16 protein-coding genes and 3 pseudogenes are annotated in these 17,405 nt (G+C 69.0%); 6 read left to right on the top strand and 13 right to left on the bottom strand.

The window, feature by feature from the left end; translation table 11 throughout:
• Positions 1-319: 319 nt before the first annotated feature.
• The 3 genes and pseudogenes from ACZ499_RS14485 to ACZ499_RS14495 all read left to right on the top strand — a co-directional run bounded on the left by ACZ499_RS14485 (position 320) and on the right by ACZ499_RS14495 (position 2,850).
• Positions 320-1,570 (top strand): esterase/lipase family protein, encoded by a 1,251-nt coding sequence (locus ACZ499_RS14485; protein ID WP_468674974.1) that lies wholly within the window; start codon positions 320-322, stop codon positions 1,568-1,570.
• 777 nt (positions 1,571-2,347) lie between these two features.
• Positions 2,348-2,619, top strand: a pseudogene (locus tag ACZ499_RS14490) (hypothetical protein).
• Positions 2,620-2,670: 51 nt separating this feature from the next.
• A complete protein-coding gene (locus ACZ499_RS14495) occupies positions 2,671-2,850 on the top strand; it encodes a hypothetical protein (protein WP_468674975.1) in 180 nt (59 codons plus the stop codon).
• Positions 2,851-3,061: 211 nt separating this feature from the next.
• On the opposite strand, the gene ACZ499_RS14500 is transcribed toward ACZ499_RS14495, so the two are convergent.
• From ACZ499_RS14500 to ACZ499_RS14550, 11 genes and pseudogenes are all read right to left on the bottom strand, one after another.
• Complete coding sequence (locus tag ACZ499_RS14500) at positions 3,062-3,667, bottom strand: recombinase family protein (RefSeq protein WP_468674977.1); 606 nt, start codon at positions 3,665-3,667, stop codon at positions 3,062-3,064.
• Positions 3,668-3,973: 306 nt separating this feature from the next.
• Entirely contained in the window at positions 3,974-4,552 is a 579-nt protein-coding gene (locus ACZ499_RS14505) for a dihydrofolate reductase family protein (RefSeq protein ID WP_468674978.1), read from the bottom strand.
• A 38-nt stretch (positions 4,553-4,590) separates the two neighbouring features.
• The gene (locus tag ACZ499_RS14510) at positions 4,591-5,184 is read right to left on the bottom strand and encodes a TetR/AcrR family transcriptional regulator (RefSeq protein ID WP_468674980.1); all 594 of its coding nucleotides are present in this window, start codon (positions 5,182-5,184) and stop codon (positions 4,591-4,593) included.
• Positions 5,185-5,254: 70 nt separating this feature from the next.
• Positions 5,255-8,281: a Tn3 family transposase gene (locus tag ACZ499_RS14515; RefSeq protein ID WP_468674981.1), complete on the bottom strand. Its 3,027-nt coding sequence runs from the start codon at positions 8,279-8,281 to the stop codon at positions 5,255-5,257.
• A gap of 208 nt (positions 8,282-8,489) precedes the next feature.
• A complete protein-coding gene (locus ACZ499_RS14520; RefSeq protein WP_468674983.1) occupies positions 8,490-8,885 on the bottom strand; it encodes a zinc finger domain-containing protein in 396 nt (131 codons plus the stop codon).
• A 116-nt stretch (positions 8,886-9,001) separates the two neighbouring features.
• Positions 9,002-9,556: an RBBP9/YdeN family alpha/beta hydrolase gene (locus ACZ499_RS14525; RefSeq protein WP_468674984.1), complete on the bottom strand. Its 555-nt coding sequence runs from the start codon at positions 9,554-9,556 to the stop codon at positions 9,002-9,004.
• A gap of 109 nt (positions 9,557-9,665) precedes the next feature.
• Positions 9,666-10,088, bottom strand: a complete 423-nt coding sequence (locus tag ACZ499_RS14530; protein WP_468674985.1) for a hypothetical protein — start codon at positions 10,086-10,088, stop codon at positions 9,666-9,668.
• A pseudogene (locus ACZ499_RS14535) lies at positions 10,085-10,915 on the bottom strand (IS5 family transposase). Before ACZ499_RS14535 ends, ACZ499_RS14530 begins: the two are co-directional and overlap by 4 nt.
• Before the next feature lie 378 nt (positions 10,916-11,293).
• The gene (locus tag ACZ499_RS14540; RefSeq protein ID WP_468674989.1) at positions 11,294-11,470 is read right to left on the bottom strand and encodes a hypothetical protein; all 177 of its coding nucleotides are present in this window, start codon (positions 11,468-11,470) and stop codon (positions 11,294-11,296) included.
• Between the two features lie 37 nt (positions 11,471-11,507).
• Entirely contained in the window at positions 11,508-11,801 is a 294-nt protein-coding gene (locus ACZ499_RS14545) for a DUF1330 domain-containing protein (protein WP_468674991.1), read from the bottom strand.
• Complete coding sequence (locus ACZ499_RS14550) at positions 11,794-13,002, bottom strand: hypothetical protein (protein WP_468674992.1); 1,209 nt, start codon at positions 13,000-13,002, stop codon at positions 11,794-11,796. Before ACZ499_RS14550 ends, ACZ499_RS14545 begins: the two co-directional genes overlap by 8 nt.
• A gap of 157 nt (positions 13,003-13,159) precedes the next feature.
• On the opposite strand from ACZ499_RS14550, the gene ACZ499_RS14555 reads away from it, so the two are divergent.
• Positions 13,160-13,528 carry a winged helix-turn-helix transcriptional regulator gene (locus tag ACZ499_RS14555; protein WP_468674994.1) on the top strand — a complete coding sequence of 123 codons (369 nt, stop codon included), beginning with the start codon at positions 13,160-13,162 and terminating at the stop codon, positions 13,526-13,528.
• Positions 13,521-14,390 (top strand): PhzF family phenazine biosynthesis protein, encoded by an 870-nt coding sequence (locus ACZ499_RS14560; protein WP_468674996.1) that lies wholly within the window; start codon positions 13,521-13,523, stop codon positions 14,388-14,390. The genes ACZ499_RS14555 and ACZ499_RS14560 overlap by 8 nt, the downstream gene beginning before the upstream one ends.
• A gap of 198 nt (positions 14,391-14,588) precedes the next feature.
• On the opposite strand, the pseudogene ACZ499_RS14565 reads toward ACZ499_RS14560, so the two are convergent.
• Positions 14,589-15,714: pseudogene (locus tag ACZ499_RS14565) on the bottom strand (Tn3 family transposase); the annotation flags it as partial.
• 60 nt (positions 15,715-15,774) lie between these two features.
• On the opposite strand from ACZ499_RS14565, the gene ACZ499_RS14570 reads away from it, so the two are divergent.
• Positions 15,775-16,209, top strand: a complete 435-nt coding sequence (locus tag ACZ499_RS14570) for a DUF6262 family protein (protein ID WP_468674997.1) — start codon at positions 15,775-15,777, stop codon at positions 16,207-16,209.
• A gap of 160 nt (positions 16,210-16,369) precedes the next feature.
• On the opposite strand, the gene ACZ499_RS14575 is transcribed toward ACZ499_RS14570, so the two are convergent.
• Positions 16,370-17,095 (bottom strand): dienelactone hydrolase family protein, encoded by a 726-nt coding sequence (locus ACZ499_RS14575; RefSeq protein ID WP_468675001.1) that lies wholly within the window; start codon positions 17,093-17,095, stop codon positions 16,370-16,372.
• Between the last annotated feature and the right edge of the window lie 310 nt (positions 17,096-17,405).

Raw genomic sequence — 17,405 nt, forward strand, 5'->3', positions numbered from 1 at the left:
TCATCGCGCATCGCCTCCAGTGCGTCGGCGGTGTCCGCGTGGTCGGGGTCCGGGATGACGTTCACCGTGATGACGGGTCGTTGCGAACTCGCGGGTGCTGGGGGCCGGACTCATCCCTCATGCCGGCTGCCAGTACCCCGTCGGCGCAGCCTGGTTGGGGCGGAGTGTGATAAACCCTCCTCATGCTCGTATCAGCCCTATAGGCGACAGATACGGCAAATCTCCGGTTTTTTCCACCAAGCCGGGTAAAAGATATTGCTGAGGCAATTTTCCCCTCACCAGTCCGCGTGCAGCGCTCTCGCTTCGACGAGGGCGCTGCATGCGCGTGAAGCACAAGGGAGTCGCTTTGGCTGCAGAGCAGGGCATCGAGCAGGAGATCGGCCGGCTGACGCTCGGGGACCCGATCACGTCCGTATCTCCCCTGCCGTATCCGGTGCCGGAACCGGACGAGGAGTGGGAGCTGCCGAACGGTTTCGCGTGGGTCTACTACGGCGAGGGTTCACGCGGCGTCAGCCGGCCGGTCATCATGGCCGACGGGTTCAACCTGGGCAAGAGCGACCTGACCGTGCTCTACGCGGGCCTCAACCGGGACTACCCGCTGATCACCAAGCTGCGCAAGCAGGGCAGGACCGTCATCCTGCTGGGCTTTGAGGAGCGGACCGCCTCCATCCTCACCAACGCCGAGGCCGCGAAAGCAGTCATCCAGCGCACCATCAATGAGCGGTCGGACAGCACCCAGTTGGCCGTCGGCGGCTTCAGCATGGGCGGCCTCATCACCCGCTACGCCCTGGCTGAACTCGAGGCCCAGCAGGTGGACCACCAGACCGCGCTGTACTTCTCCTACGACACCCCGCACCGCGGCGGTGTGATCCCCATCGGGATCCAGGCGTTCGCCCACTTCATCCCCACCCTGCCGGGTCAGCAGAACGACTTCGCCAAGCAGATCAACAGCCCCGCCTCGCGGCAGATGCTGTACCGGCACTACAACAGCGCGGACGGCACCAACCAGCAGGACCCGCTGCGCACCGGCTTCCTGCAGAAACTGGAAGATGTCGGCGGCTGGCCTCAGCGTCCGCTCAAGATCGCTGTCGCCAACGGCACCGGCGACGGCACCGGCGTCAACGTCCAGCCCGGCCAGATGGCTCTGAAGTCCACCGGCACCACCGTCTTCCCCGGCACCACCTTCTACACCCAGGCCACCGGGAAGGCCGTCACGGTCGCCGAACTGAAGCGGCTGCTGCCGGCGGCCTCGAAGACCGTCAAGACCGACGACTTCCCCGAGTTCGACGGCGCCCCCGGCGGCACCCTCGACTCCTACGGAATCATCGCCAAGGCCCTGAAGGACAAGGGCGGCACGACCGACCTGCGGCACCCCACCGTCTGCTTCGTCCCCTCGGTCAGCGCCGTCGCCATCCGCGAAATCGGCAACCAGGACGACCTCTACGTCAAGATCAACGGGCTCGACCCGCAGGAGAGCGAACTGGACGAGTTCCTGTGCTCCTCCACCACCACCGCCCACACGGAGATCACCGCCGAACTGTGCGACTGGATCATCAAGCGGCTCCCGTAGTGATCTCGCCGTCACCCCCCGGCCCTACGGGCCCGTGACACGATGGGGGCGCCCGCACCGACAGCGACGCGCCCCCATCCCGGCCCTGCTGGGCGAGACGGTCACATGCGAGCCACTGGCACAACGCCCGCGCCCCATCTTCCTGATGGGCCCGTTCCGGGCGCGCAGCCGGCCAGCTACCGGTCAACGTTCTGGCCAGGTAGGAGTCAACGTCCCGCCCTGGCGTGTGGCCTTCGGCGGCCAACTGGCCATCTATCTCTCAACGTCACAGCGAACCGGGCTGCAAGGGTCAATCCCGGCCCCCTTGTCCAGCGTGGTCGGCCCGACCACGAGCCCGACCATGGCCCCTTGTCCAGGTCTGCTACCGCCCCGACCACCGCCGCGTTTTCCCCTGTCCACGCCCGCTACCGGCCACGGTCAGACCGCGGACAAGGGGGCCCGTGCACGCTGCTCCTTCGAAACGACCGCCCCCGCCGGGGCAGCGAAGGAGACGAGACGATGACGACCACCCACCCGAGGGCCGGGCAGCGGCACCGCTCGGGCCGATCACACCGGAAGGCCGGCCCGTGGCGGGCAAGCCCAAGGGGACTCCCTGGGTGCCCACTTCGGAGGGCACTTGGGAACCCCTTTGGTGCCCGGCCCCCGAGGCCGTAGGAAAACCCCTTGTCAGGGCGGGAATCGGCGCGAAAACTGCGCCGTCACAACGCTATGGCTCTCCCGCTTCCGCAGGTGACGCGACCGGACCCGGCTGTCAGTGGCGGCTGCAAGGCTGAGCGGATGGACCGTGATGACGAGCAGCTGCTGCGCGGCCGGGTCTACGGCACCGACCACGACCACCCGGGCCCGCCACCGCACCGCGACTACGCCGAACTGGTCGGCGGCCCGCTCGATGGGCTGCTGCTCGACATCACCGGCTGGACAGCGGACGAGATCCAGACCGGCGTCGCGCTGATGACCGAGCTCGGGCAGTTCGGCGCCGGCGGCCGCGCCCTGTACGACCCGCGCCCGGCGAGCGGAACCGTTGGGACTGGTCCGGCGACTCACCCTGACGCCCCCGGGCCGACTCGCCCAGCGAACCGGCCCGGGGCACGCTGGAAGGCGTGACCAGCGCGCCGATCGTCGTGCACCGGCCCTCGCTCTTGGGCGGCCGGAGAGTCACTGTGCACGACAGCGGCCGGGACGAGATCCTCGGCACCGCCTACAGCGACCACGACCTGGTCGTGTTCCTCGAGGGCGCCGGCGTCGCCGACCCCGAGGCCGTCTTGGACCACCCGCAGTGAGTGGAGTGGCGCGGTGCCACGCCCACGAGTTCCACGCTTCCTAATGGTGATGTCAACGGCAATCGTCGAGGGGCCGGGGATCGGTGCCGTCGCTGATCTGCGGATTCCGTCATGGTGAGCCTGCCACAGCGTGGATGCCGGGGTCCCCGTAGTAACCGCCGCAAAAACAACGGATATGGCTGACCTGCTGGGATCTGGCCTGGGCCGCTGGTCAGCCTTCCCGTCCGACTTGTTCGACGATGGCGCCCTCGCGGTGCTTGCGCAGCTCCCGGTACAGGGTGGAGCGGCTGACGCCGAGCTCGGCGGCGACCTGCTCGGGGATCGCGCCGTCCTTGATCCGCTGAGCTGCTCCGGCTCGGGTGGTCGCGTTCAGCTTCGCCGGACGCCCTGTCGGCAGGCCGCGGGCTTCCTTGGCCGCGCGGGCGCCGGCGGCGCGCTCCAGCATGTAGATCCGTTCCATCTGCGCGAACATCGCCAGCAGGGCGATGGCCATGTCGGTGCCGGGTCCTGGGTCGCTGGTGTCCACGGCGAGTTTGTCGCCGAGTGTGCGCAGGAAGATGCCGCGCTGGGTGAGGTCGTGGACGAGGTTCAGCGTCTCGCGCATGTTGCGGCCCAGCCTGTCCAACGTCAGCAGGTTGATCCGGTCGCCTGGTCGCGCGAAGCCCAGCAGAGCCGTGAGGCCGTCGCGGTCCATGTTCGCGCCGGTGCGCTTGTCGACGTAGATGTGCTCCTCGGCGACCCCGGCGGCTCGAAGCGCATCGAGCTGCCGGGCGAGGTCTTGGGTGGTGGTGCTTACACGTGCGTACGCCAGATCCATACCGGCAACCGTCCCATAACTTGACGCTGTGGCTCTGCTTTTGACACACAGTTGTGGCACCAGCTTCTGACACAGGTCGACCTGCGGGGACGTGATCACCGCGCGGCCATCGGGCGCCTGTGTCACATCCATGCTTGTGGCCCAGGGTCAAGGATGCCCGGGCTCGCCGCCGTCGCGTTCGGTGACGGCAAAGGCGAGATTGCTTCGGACCGTTCCCGTCAACGGGTGGCCCTCGCCCAGCATCCGCACCATGGCGGCGAGGCGTCGCCGACTGCAGCACTCAGCTCTCGTGGGGCCGCTCCGGCCTCAGCCCTGGCTCGCGGCTACCGGCCTCTGGTCGACGGTGTAGGTCGTCTGCACGAAGCCTGCGCCAAGAGCGCGGGTCTCGCGGTGGACGAGGTCGATGTCGTGGTCCAGGCGACCGAACAGGGGAATGCCCGTGCCCAGAAGGACCGGGGCGGTGGTGATGATGAGTTCGTCGAGGATGCCTTCGCGCAGGAACGTCTGAACTATCTGTCCGCCGTCCACATACACGTTCTTCGCGCCCTCGGTGGCCAGACTTTCCAGGAGTGCGTCCAGGCTGCGGTAGACGGCGACGTTCGCGTCCTGCGTCGTCAGCTGGGTACTCAGGACGGCCACGTGCTTGCCTTCGTAGGGCCAGAAGCCGAAGGTGAGGATCTTCTCGTAGGTGTTGCGGCCCATCACCAGGGTGTCGATGTCGGCCATGAACGCCTCGTACCCCATGTCGCCGGCCTGCGCGCCGCGCTCGTTGAGCCAGTCGATGTCACCGTCCGGGCGGGCGATGAACCCGTCCAGGCTCGTGCCGATGTAGACCAGGGTGCGGAAGGAACGGTCAGGGGCTTCGGGAGTGGAGGAGGTCGCCATGATGGTCTGGCTCCTTACGGGAGAAGGGGAAGCGGAGGTCACGGGGCAGGGCGATGGGGGGCGAGAACGGCGTCCAGGGCGGTGCGCTGCCGTTCGGCGAGGGCGCCCTGTCGGTCGACCGCCCAAAGCACGGCGACGCCCATCGTCGCGGCCTGCACCGTCGCGGCCAGGGCGGTGATGTCCGTGTCCGGCCCCAGTTCGCGCGCATCCTTGGCGTGCTCCAGCAGCTCGCCGATCCAGTGGGACTGCGCCTGCTGGGAGGCGAGGGCACAGTCACGGAACTGCGTGTCATCCAGATCCGCGCACAGGAACGCGAGATGGTTCGCGAACGCCTCGGGGCTGGTGGCCGCCGCCCAGGTTTCGACGACTAGTGCCGCGAGCGCCGCCAGCGGCGAGTCATGTTCGGCACGTACGCCCTCGTACAGCGCGTCGGCATCCTTCGCCGTGTGCTCGGCCAGCGCCAGCAGCAGACCGCGCTTGGAACCGAACCGCTGCACCAATGTGCCCGGCACCAACCCGACCTCCCGCGCCAGCAGGGCCAGTGTCAGCTTTGCCGGGCCCGTGCGGCCCATCACGTCCACCGCTGCCCGCAAGATCGTCGCGTCATCGATACCTCTTGGGCGCCCTGCCACGACCCACACCTCCGATTAATAAATGCCTGTTCATTTATTAAAGCGGGAGCAGCGCACGCAAGGCAAGCCATTAGACGGGCCGCTCACGGCGGCGGGCTCGCAGCGGCCGGTATCCGGCCGGGTCGAGCTTGGCGAGCTCGGTGTCAACCTCCACGTTGATCGTGCCGAAGAAGTTCACGTTCTCGCTGTGGGCCGGGGAGATGTGCGCGAGAAGTTCGTCGTCGACCGCCCTGCCCTCGGCGCGCATCTGCGCGATGGCCAGGCCGTAGTACTCCGTCGTCCAGGTCACCACAGAGTTGGTCAGCAGTGTCAGGCACCACGCCTGCTCGGTCTGCGCGGTCAGGTGGCGGTGCCGGATTGCGCCCTCGTGCGCGTACAGAAGGCTGCGGCGCAGCGAGTGCAGGGACTCGCCCTTGTTGAGCTGCCGGGCGATCTTCCTGCGGTAGGTCTCGTCCGCCAGATAGCGGGCGGCGTAGACCGTACGCCGAAGCGCCCCATACTCCTTCAGCGCCGCAGCCAGAGTGTTCTGCCGGGAGGAGGCCGACAGCTTGCCGACAATCAGGGAAGCGGTGGCGTGGCCGAACTTGATCGACCCCGCCAGCCGCAGCAGATCGTCCCACTGGTCCTCGATCAACCCCATGTTGATCTTCTGGGTGAGTAGCGGCCCCGCCACCGGCCAGAGGCTGCCTACGTCCCGCTGAGAATCCATCCGGTACAGGGTGATCTTCCCCAGGTCCCGGATACGCGGCGAGAGCTGCATCCCGACGAGGTCGAACAGCGCGAAGTTGACCAGGGTCACGCCGTGCGTATCGGTGGCATGCTCGGTGATGGGCAGGTCGGTCTTGTTGCCCATGATCTCGTCCAGCACGTAGTGCGCCTCCCGGCGAGTCACCACGATCACCTTCGTGCCGAACGTCGTGTGCTGATCCGAGACGTGCGTGTACGTCGACAGGCCGCGGCCGGCGAAGTACTTCTTCATCGCCCGCGCGGTCGTCGACTTGCCCTTCACCGGGAACCGCTGCCCGTCCGAGGAGGACAGCGTGCCGCCGCCGAACGCCTGGGTCAGCGGAAGACGGTGGTGGTAGTTGACGACCGCGGCGTTCGCCGCCGCCAGGGTCTCCTCCCGGACGTACCACTCCTGGGTCCAGGCCAGGATGTCGTACGAGATCCCGCACGCCTCCGCCATCCGCACCAGACCCAGATTCGTCGCGTTCGCGATCAGCACCGCCAGCAGGTTGCGCTTCAGCTCCGGCGAGCGGGTCTGCTTGCCGCCGGCGTGCGTGAAGCAGTCCAGGAACCCGGTCCGCCTATCCAGTTCCACCAGCAGAGAGGCGATCGGGGCCAGAGGTAGCAGCTCGGAGAGCTCCTCCTTCAGCTCGGCGGCCTCGGCCGGGATGTCCTCCGCCGACAGCGGCGGGATGATCAGCTCCCCGCCCGGCGACAGCCGCACCTCGCCGGTGCCCGCCTTCCGGTTGCCCAGCACCTTCTCTAGATCCGCCATCGCGGCCGCCAGCTCTTCCTTGCACCCCTCCAGCGCGACGCGCGCGTCGGTGGGCTTGCCGACCAGCTGGCAGAACTGCTCCCGCTGCCCCTCCCACTGCTCGGGCGTGAACAGGTATGAGGCAGGGTCGGCGTACCGGCGCGAGGACGGCACGTACACATCCCCGCTGCGCAGCCCGTCCCGCAGGCCCAGGAGCACCGTCAGCTCCCAGAAGTGCCGGTACGCCGTGACGTCCCGGTCCCGGGCGGCCTGTTCCAGGTAGCCGGCCCACTTGGCGGGCACGAAGTCCGTCGGCGCACAGTCGGGGACCTTTCGGGCCCCGTCCGCGTTCAGCTTCTTCAGGACCCTCACGGCCTCCATGAGGGCCTCGGCGCCCGTACCGCCGGTGAACTCGATGGCCTTCAGCACGTCCGGGGTGAACTGCCGCAGGTAGGTGTAGGAGTTGTCCAGCATCGCCAGATGACCGTTGTCGCGTGGCAGCCTGCCACTCGCCTGGGCGAGCGCGGCCCGCAACCGTTCCATGCCGATGGTGTTCCGCAGCAGAGCGCCGACCATCTCGTCTTCGATCCCGGTCTCGACCAGGACCGGCAGGATCTCGTCCAGCAACGCCTGCCGCCCCTCCCCAGCCGCGGCGCGGGCGGCCAGCTCATCCCGCATCTTGATGCGCGCCCGGCTCTCCCGCGCGGAGACAGCCTGGTCGAAGAGGCTGATGACCTCGTCCAGCACATCGGCGGCCGACTGCGAGAGCACCGTCAGCAGGATCGGGTGCCTGCGCTGCGGCTCGCGCCGGTCCAGCGACTGCGCGGTAAGGCGGCGCCCGACCGCCGCCAGGAATCGGCGCCGCTCCGCGGGCAGGCCTGTCAGGTCCAGGGTGTGGGCGTCCATGCCGCGCAGGAAGCCCAGTTTGTCCAGCTCTGCCTTCACCGCGTTCGCCGAGTCCCCGGTCGCGCCCTTGGACAGCCAGTTCAGCCGCGTCGTCCCGATCGCCGAGTCCACGGCCAGCAGCCCGTCCAGCTCGCCCATCAGCTTCGGCGTCAGCAGATGCCGCACCCGCTGGTACGTCTCCCGCCCGGCCTCCGCCCGCGCCGTGGCCACCCGCTCCAGCAACTTCACCACCCCGGGCCGCACCACCCGCGAGGACGCCAGATGCTCACAGGCCAGACGGAACAGCAGCGACGGGGAGTCATGCTCCATCGCGCGGGCGAGCAGGAACTCGTCCAGCTCCTTCAGCTCCAGCGTCTTCGCGGGCTTCCAGTTCAGGTACCGGGTCACCTCGCGCAGGTGGCCGGTGCGGGTCTGCTTCCGCTCGCCGTAGAACCGCAGCTCACCGACAGGGATCTGCATGTGCTCGGAGAGCCGGGCCACCGCCGCCGGTGGCGCCGAGGCCACGTCGTCCGGAACGAACCCGAGCCACGGCAGGGCGCACAGCTGGATCGCCAGCCCCAGCCGGTCCTTCTGGCTACGGCCGCGCCCCGGGTCGATGAACCCCACGTCCGCCGGCGTCAGGGTGAAGAACCGGATCAGCTCTTCCTTGTTGATCTCCGGAAAACCGCGCAGCCGTGCCAGCTCGTCATCCGCGAACACACGGGTCGCCACCGAGAACCCCCACCACAACCACTCTCGTGCGGGCCGTCCCGTCGTATCGGCGGCTTACCGCATTGCATGGTGAACGACCCGGCCACTCCTCAAGACACGGCGCAATGGCCGCTGCTGATCGTCAGCGGCGAGCGGCATCGTCCCAGGTAAGCGATATTCGTTGTTTTTGCGGCGGTTACTACTGGGACCCCATGCCCCACCCCCGGAGTCATGAGCTGCTGAACGCCGCGGCGTCCGGGCGGGGCCGGGGGACGTCTGGGGTGGGGAGGTCGGCGAAGTCGGCGTGGGCCTGCCCGAGCGTCGAGCAGCGGGCGTAGCCGATGCGGATGTCCGCGCTCGGCAGGTCCGGGTCGATCGGCGCCGGGGGCGGGGTACCCGGCCACCACGGCTGCCCCGGCCGACGGTCGGCCGGGGTCGGCCCCCGCAACGCCTTCTTCAGCCGTGGCACCAGGGTGAAGCGGCGGGTGTGATAGGCGGAGGTGACCGCGCCGGAGCGCGAGCGGCACGGTGAGCCCGGCTGGGCGTCGCACTTCGGGCAGGCGTGCCGTTCGACGTCGTAGGCGTCCGAGTGGTCGGCCCGGGAGGGGTGCTGAGGGTCCGTCACGGGCCCGGATTTTCGCACAACGCAAGTCTCAGAGGGCGGTATGAGGGCTGATGCCCGATTCCGCGAACGTACCGGCCACGCCAGCTCTTCGTCGGTGCTGATGATTGTCGCGTGACTCAGCTACGCAGGAGTGCAGCCACCTCGGGGAGAGAGGTGATCCCTTCGGCGGCGCGGAAGTGCCCAGCACCAGGCACGACGGTTTCCTCGGCGCGCAGCAGCTGGCCTAGCTCGGTGGTCAGCGAAGGCGTGACGAACGTGTCATTGTCGGAGCGGATGACGGCGCGACGTCGAATGTTCCCGGCGACGCGCGCGACATGAGGAACACTGCTGGTGAATGGGTCCAGCTCTGGAAGTGCGGGCGCAGGGCTGACAAAGCCGGAGACCGCGATCAGGGCATCGAGCTTCCAGGTTCCGTCGAGGCGGTCGAGGGCATGGAGCGCCGTGACACAGCCGAGGCTGTGTCCGACCACGGCGGTGCGGTCGTTGGGCTCGCCAAGTACCTTCGCCGCCGCCGTGATCCAAGCCTCGGGCTCGGGAGCAGTCGAGTTCGGCAGTGCCGGGATCTCGACCTCGACTCCCTCCGGCGTCAGTTCGTCATGGAGCCACTCGAACCAGTGGCTGGATGGGGATGCCATGTAGCCATGAAGGATGATGACTCGCTCAATGCTCACGACGCATGCCAACGCCTCGTCGAGCAGTCGATATTCCTGCCGTCGCTGTGATGCCCGATTCGTTGCTTCGTCCCGGGCGAGCGGGCAGGTCGCGGCGGCGCCGGGCGGCTTACGGCCGCGGCTGGGCGAACAAGCCCTGCTCGGGCTCGACCAGGATCCCGCGCTCGACAAGCCGCTTGAGCTTCAGGCGGGTGTTGTTGACGGTGTTGGGCGCGATCTCCAGGTCCATCGCCTCGCACACCGCCCGCGCCCGCAGCGGGGTGCCGGCCGCGGCGAAGACCCCCATGATCTGCTGATAGGCCGGGTGATCCGGCAGCTTCGCCGGCGGCGGCGCGGACGGGGCCGGCTCGGGCAGCTCCAGCAGCGTCCTGCGGGTGATCCGGACCTCCTCGACGGCCCGATCAAGCTCCTCCAACTGCGCGGCCAGCTCCGCGATCCCCTCCTTGGCCGCCTCGGCCTGCGCGGCAATCTCCCACTCCCGTTCCTCCAGCCGGGCCGGCACTGCCCCGAGCGTCAGCTGATCGCCGGTCATGCGGTGCGCCAGGCCGGCGCGGTCGCCCCGGTCAGCCGGCGCAGTATCACCGCGGTCATCGCCCAGTACACCCGCGACTCGGAGGTGCGGAGCAGGTGCTCGTAGTCGCGCACCAGCCTGTGGAACAGCACCAAGATCCCGTAGGTGCGCTCCACGATCCACCGCTTGGCCTGGGGAACGAACCCGGTCTGCGCCGGGTTGCGCTCGACGATCTCCACGTCGATGCCCACCTGTTCGCCGTGCGCGACGACGGCGTTCTTGAAACCCTGGTCAACCAGGGCCTTCTCCACGGTGTCGGTGTCGCCGGCAACCTGGTCCAGCAGCGCGATGCCGACGGCGTTGTCGTGCGCCGACGCGGCCACCACGACCACCGCGATCACCAGCCCCAGGACGTCAACGGCCAGGCCGCGCTTGCGGCCCGGTACTTATTTTGCCGCATCACGCCCCGTCGTCTGCGCGGGCACCCCGGCCGCGGCGTGCACGCTTTGGGTGTCGAGCACCACCAGGCTGGGGTCCGCCTTCCGGCGGGCCTTCTCCCGTACCTGCCAGCGAAGCAGGTCGTGGATGGTCTGGTCGGTGCCGTCGTCGCGCCAGGTGTAGAAGTGGTACTTCACCGCGCCGGGCGGCGGGAAGTCGTGCGGGAGCAGGTCCCACTGGCAGCCGGTCCGGCCCTGGTAGAGCAGCGCGTTGACGATCTCCCGCAGCGCGTACCGGCCCTGATGGCCGCTGACCGAGGGGTGCGCCGCCTTCCACGCGGTGATCACCGGCTCGACCAGCAGCCACTGCTCGTCGCTCACGTCGGTCTTGCAGGGCCTGCGCTCGCTCACGGCGACCAGCCCAGCACGCCGGAGGCCGCCGGTCGGCCGGGATGCCGCACTGCTACACGTTCAGGTGACGACAAATCGCCTATGCACTCACATACCGCCCTCGCAGAAGGGGTTCCATCCTACTTTTGGGCGAGAACGGGTTGTGAGAACTGATCGGGGTCCGGGTGGGGTCCGGCGGCCCATTCTTGATCTTGCTCGCGCAAAGGACCGTTTGTGAGAGCCGGGGTGACCACCACGGCGACGATGACGGATCAGCACCCCGACTGCCCTACCAATGGGACCGTGCCAACATGAAGTAGCCGGTCAGCCTGGTGGCGTGGCAGGGTTCGTGGGTGCTCGTGCTGGTCGGGTGCGTCGGTCTGCGTTCGTGATCGTCTGTCACCGGCCGGCTTCGAGGTCGGTGAGGACCAGCAGTGCTCGCAGCAGGTTCGTAGCCCGTGCCGGGTTGAGCCGGAGTCGGGTGAGGATGCGCCAGTTCTTCAGCGCGGCGAAGCCGTGCTCGACGGGGCCCGGGCGGCGGCGATGATCTGGTTGGCCTGCTTCTGTCCGGCGCATCAGGTGACGGATGCTCAGCGATGGCTGAGCCCGTCGGTCAGTCGATGCCTTCGATGATGCGGAAGTCGCGCTCGACGCTGTCGGAGAGGACCACCAGCGCCTTCTGGTATGCCTCGCTCTCGTATGCCGCGACGGCCTGGTCGAAGCTGTCGAACTCGATCAGAATGACGCGTTGCGTGTTTCCGGCCTCGTGGGCGACGACTCGACCGCCACGGGACAGGACGCGCCCGCCCCCAGCCCGGACAGCCGGACCGGCCAGCTTGTCGTAGGCAGTCAGCCTCTCAGGGTCGGAAATGGCGCGGTAGACACTGACCCAGTAGCCCTTAGCCATGGAAACCTCCTGTGTTCGGCCGGACATGTCCGACTTCGAATTGACGCTCTGATTGCTCGATCCCGGCGACAGAGCACCGGGCATTTGTGAGGACGTGCTGATCCGGCCTGGTTCGGCTCTGCCACCCGCGGTGCCGGTTCGCGTCCCGGCGAAGTCTTCCTCGGCGCCCGGCGCCTTCGGCGACGGGGGAACATGCCGGATACGGAAACGAAGGCCTCCCGGTCGACGGGGTCGGCCACACCCCGCCCGCCACGGCGATGTGGTTCTCCTTGAGCAGCACCTTCGCGGCCAGGTCGAGGCGGTGGTTGCTCGCCCCGGCGGTCGCGACCGCGTACTTGTCCAGGGCGCGAAGCCCGGGTGCCGTCTTGCGGGTGTCCAGGATTCGCACCGACAGTCCGGCCACCGCGTCCACGAACGCCGCGGCGTGGGTAGCGATGCCCGACATGCGCTGCAGGAAGTTCAATGCGGTGCGCTCCCCGGTGATGATGGCGCGCGACGGTCCGGTCAGTTCCGCCAGGCTCTGTCCTGCCTGAACGCGTTCTCCGTCCTTTACGTGCACACTCACCTCGACGTCGTGGCCGAGCTGTCGGTAGACCTCACCGAGAAGCGGGAGGCCGGCGACCACGCCGTCCTGTCGGGCCAGGATGCGCGCGTGCGCACGCGCGTCTGCGGGCGCCGCCCAGAGTGTGGTGACGTCGTCGCCGACGCAGTCCTCAGCCGGCGCGGTACGCACCGCCGAAAGATCGAGCAGCTGGAGCTCGTCGAAGGCCGACACGAGCCGTGCCCACAGCGCGTCATCGATGTCGGAACGCGCGTGCAGCGTGTCGACGGCGAGGATGAGCAGCCGTTCCCGCTCGGACGTCCAGCACGTGTCAGCGGGGTCGCCGTGCACCAGGGGTGCCGCCTGCTCGCGGGTGAGCCCGACCCGTTCGGCGAACATCATCATGTGCGCGCCCCACTCGTACTCGCAGCGGCACAGCACGCATGTCCGGTCGATGGCGATCTCGGGCTCCCTCATGGTCAGGGTCAGCTGTCGGCCCAGCTCATAGCGCCCCCATCCGTGCAGGGCGCCGGCCAGCGGGAGGTTTCTGGCGAACATCCGGAACAGCCCGATCGGCGGCACGTCCCCGGGCATCATGCGCGTGAGCAGCGTGCCGGCCTGGTCGGCGTACGGCGGTTCCAGCAGGGCTATTCGCGACATCGGCGCTCCCCTGAGGGGAGCGCTTGGCCGATCTGTGCGCAGTACGGCGGGCTGAGCGCGATCCGCGTCATGCGGCCTTCCCTTCGCACTGCTAGTGCTTCTGCTTTCGAATCACTATGCTGCTTCGAGAAGCGAAGCGCAAGGAGAAGAGGGGAACATGGGAGGCGGAACACCGCGGCCCGGCGTACCGGTGCGGGGGTCCGCATCGGGACGCCCGGTCATGGCCGCACTCGACCTGCTGGGACGGCGCTGGACGCTGCGCATCCTGTGGGAGCTGAGTCAAGCCCCGGGCGGTTTCCGGGAGTTGCAGCGCCGGTGCGAGCACATGTCCTCCAGTGTGCTCAGTACCCGGCTCGGCGAGATGACCGATACCCGCCTGCTCACTCTGCGCGAGGACGGATATCACCTCACCCAGCTCGGTGGGGAACTTGTCGACGCCCTCCAACCGCTGTTCGCGTGGAGCCGGCGGTGGGCGGAGGAAGCGGACGCCGGTCCGGCACAAGGATCCCGGCACTGCGATGAGTAGGCACGGTCTGCCCGTCACAATCGTCCGCGCGTGTCTGCGCGACGGCCACGGCGGTAGTCCGACCGCGGTGCTGGTCGAGGCGCCGTTGAGTGACGATGAGCGCCGTCGTGTGCCGGTTCTGATGGGAACGTCGCATGCCGTCTTCGTGTCGGTGCACGACAGCCGACGGGGCGGTCCGGTCGTGTCCCTCCGCTTCTTCACCGCCGAGGGAGAACTGCCTGCGTGCGGTCATGGGACGGTTGCCGCTCTGGCCTTCATGGCCGAGCGCGCCGGGGGCCGGGAGTATCGAGCCACCATCCATGCGGCAGGGCGTGTCTTCCCTGGTTGGTCCGTACGAGAGAAGACGCATGTCAATGCCGCCTTCGACGCCGGCCCTGTAGAACTCCGCAGGCCCACAGCGATCGAGTGCGACCTTGTCCTGCCCGCACTCGGTGTCACCTCAGGCACACTCGCTCCCGGTATCCGCGTCGCCTCAGTGGGGCGGTCGCGGTTGCTGGTTCCCCTTACTACGCGGTCCGCTCTCACCACCCTCAGCCCGGACTTCGAACGGCTCCGTGCCGCCTGCGACCGTCTCGGGTTCCTGGGCTGCTACGCCTACTCGGTGCCGACGCCCACCGGCCGCGTCGCGGCCCGCATGTTCGCCCCGTCGATCGGCGTCGCGGAAGACATCGCCAACGCCAACAGCACCGCCTGCCTCGCTGCGCACCTGGCCGGCCAGGGCATCAGCGACATCGCAGTCGACATGGGTGACTCCCTCGGCAGTCCCTCCACGATCACCGCCACCGCACAACTCGACGCCTCGGGGCTGCGGGTCCTCTTGGGCGGCGCCGCGGATGTCACACGCAGCATCCGCATGCCTTAGCCGGCCCGAAGCTCATCAGCGGCCGGCACGTCAGACGATCTCCACCGTGGACACCGGCAGACGACCAGCCCGAGCATCCCGCCCGCCACCACACCAACCCTCGTGGCCTGCGAGCTTCACGATGCACACGGCTCACTGGTCAACTGCCGCGGTGGCCCACGGACTGACCCGCTTCGGCACCGCAGCCGGGAACCCGCCTCACTCGGCGTCATCGTCCTCGTCCGGCTCGGTGGCGTCCGGATCACGCAGGGGGCGCAGCCCCCGGCCGGGGCCGCTGGCGGTGATGTCGAACAGGTAGCGGCGCAGGAAGTCGATGTGCCGGTTCTTGAGCGGGGAGAGGCGGGCGACGTCCTCGTCCTTGATGTCGTGGCCCTCGGCGCGGAGTTGGGCGACGGCGGCGTCGAGATAGCGGGTGTTCCACAGGACGACGGCGTCGAGGACCAGGCCGAGCGCGGCGAGCTGGTCCTCCTGGCCCTCGCGGTATGCCTGGCGGATCTGCCCGCGCCCGCCGTGGCAGATCGCGCGGGCGAGCCGGTGGCGGGACTCCTGCACGAGGTCGGCGAGGTGTGCTGCGGCGTCTTCGGCCAGGGACAGGCCCGCGAGCACGTCCGGGCGCATCGCCTCCCACCGCGCCCCGTTCCAGCAGCCTCGCGCGCGGATCGGCCCACCGGTTCGACGGGGCGGCGAACACGTCGCGCCGGTTCAGTGCGCGGTGCAGCTGCTCCAGGACGCACACCACGTACGCATCCCGGTCCACGGAGGCCTGGGGCAGCTTGGCGTTGGAGAACACCGCCCGCTTCCACATCGCGGGCACCAGTTCGGCGTCGACCTCGCGGGGCAGCAGCTTCAGCAGCGCGGTGCGCCGCGGCTCCGACGCCCGCTCGATCGTCTGCGCCTTGCTCAACTGCCCGTACCGGGCCAACGCCGAGAGCCGGTTCACCGGCACCCGGGACAGGTTCACCCGGCCCAGAACGAACGCGGAGATCTCCTCCACCCGCTCCATGGCCCGCACCATCGCGGTGCCCGTCGTCTTCGTCGGCGGCGTACGCAGCCGCTCCAGCTCCGAGACCCGCTTGCCCTCCGGAACGTCGAGCAGCCCGGCCAGCGCCGGCGCGAGCGCGGGATCGGCCCGATGGGTCGCCCGGGCCACCGCGTCGTACAGGCGCCGCTCGGCCGCCGTACGGGCCTCCGACACCTGCCGGGCCAGCACCGAGACGCCGGGCAGCAGCACCCGGTTCTTGCGCAGCCACGTCACCGCGTGGTTGAACAGCGCCACCGGCCCCTCGGCGTGCGTCCACGCGCGCCCGTACAGGAAGCTCCGGAACTCCCAGGGTCGCCCACAGCGAGCCCGTCACCTTCGCGGCCGTCGCCAAGACCGCCGGGGGTGTCCAACTGGCTGGTCTACGCTGAGGGCGTCCGTGAGCACATCGACGCCGCCCGCGCTCGGCAGGCCGTGCACCCGCCGAAGCCCAGCACAGGGGCTTCCGTCAGCTCGGCGGGCTTGAAGACCGATCTGGCGCTGGCTCGCCAGGAGATCACCGCACTGCGGGAGGAGCGGGACAAGCTCAAGGACGCCGTGCGACGACAACTGGGGCAGCAACTCGACCAGGTCGGCACGGGCGAGCTGGTGGCACGCATCGACGAGCTCAGCCGCCAGAACGCCGAGCTGACCGCCGAGAGAGACGCGCTGACTCGGGGCAAGGCCGAGTGGGAGGAGAAGCTTGCCGAGGCGGAGGAGGACCGGGACGCGGCTCGCGCGAGCCTGCGCAGGATGATGCGCAGGGAGAACGCCAACCCGGATGCCCCGGAAGCCGGATGAGCCCTGTCATCGGGCGGAGCCGGTTCCGGCCGCCGAGTGGGAACGCCCTCGCAGAGCACCTCGTCACAGTTTCTCTGAGCTGCGGTGATGTCCCACAAACCGGAGCCGGTGGCGGTCTACCGGCCTGGCTCGCGGCCCGAAATCGCGGTCGCTGACCAGATCACTCCGTTACGGGCAGGCACTCGGCGAGCAGGTCGATGACGTCGTGCCAGGCGCGCTGCGCGTGCTGTGGGTGGTAGCCGACGCCGGGGACCACGGGGTGGTCGACCGGCGGGTGGTGGAAGGCGTGCAAGGCGCCGCCGTAGACCGCGAGGCGCCAGTCGACGCCCGCGGCCTGCATCTCGGCGGTGAACGCGTCCCGTTGCGCGGGCGGCATGATCGGGTCTTCCGACCCGACACCGGCCCACACCGGGCAGCGAATGCGCGCCGCCTCGCCCGGTCGGCCCGTGGTAGTTGCGTTGACTGTCCCGATCGCGCGCAGGTTGACGCCGTCGCGCCCGAGTTCCAGCCCGACGGCGCCCCCGGTGCCGTAGCCGACGGCGGCGATCCGGTCGGGGTCGGTCCGCGGTTCGGCGCGCAACACATCGAGCGCCGCGTGGCCGATGTCCCGCATCCGCTCGGGGTCGGCGAGCAGCGGCATGCAACGGGCCAGCATCTCCTCGGGGTCACCCAAATAGCGCCCGCCGTGAAGGTCGAAGGCCAGGGCTACGTATCCCAGCTCGGCGAGAGCATCGGCCCGGCGGCGCTCGACGTCGCTGAGCCCCATGCCCTCTGGTCCGAGCAGCACCGCGGGCCGGCGGTCGACACCGGCCGGGAGCGCGAGGTGCCCGATCATCGTCAGACCGTCGGCCGGGTACGCGACCGTGCGCGTTGTAACCGTCGTCATGAGACTGGACTGTAGTGATCGTCGAGCCCGGTCGGGCCGGTGTTCACCGCTGGCAGAACAGCGCGGGTGTGCCTCTGAAATGCGGCGATGGCTCACAAGATCCGTGAGCCTTTTCCAACCTGAGCGTGGGGCCGTGGTGTTGGTCGGTGCGGGCTGTACGGAACGAGGAAGCTCCTGGTAGATGGGTTCTCGACCAAGATCACCCGTGTCCGCCGGGAGCTTCGCGTGCTTGTCTGCCCGTCGTCGATCGATCTGTCCAGCCGTACCCTGCGGTGCCTGACCGAGCAGCTCGCCGTCCGGCAGCGGGAGT

It is taken from the genome of Streptomyces sp. NPDC031265 (assembly GCF_055570295.1).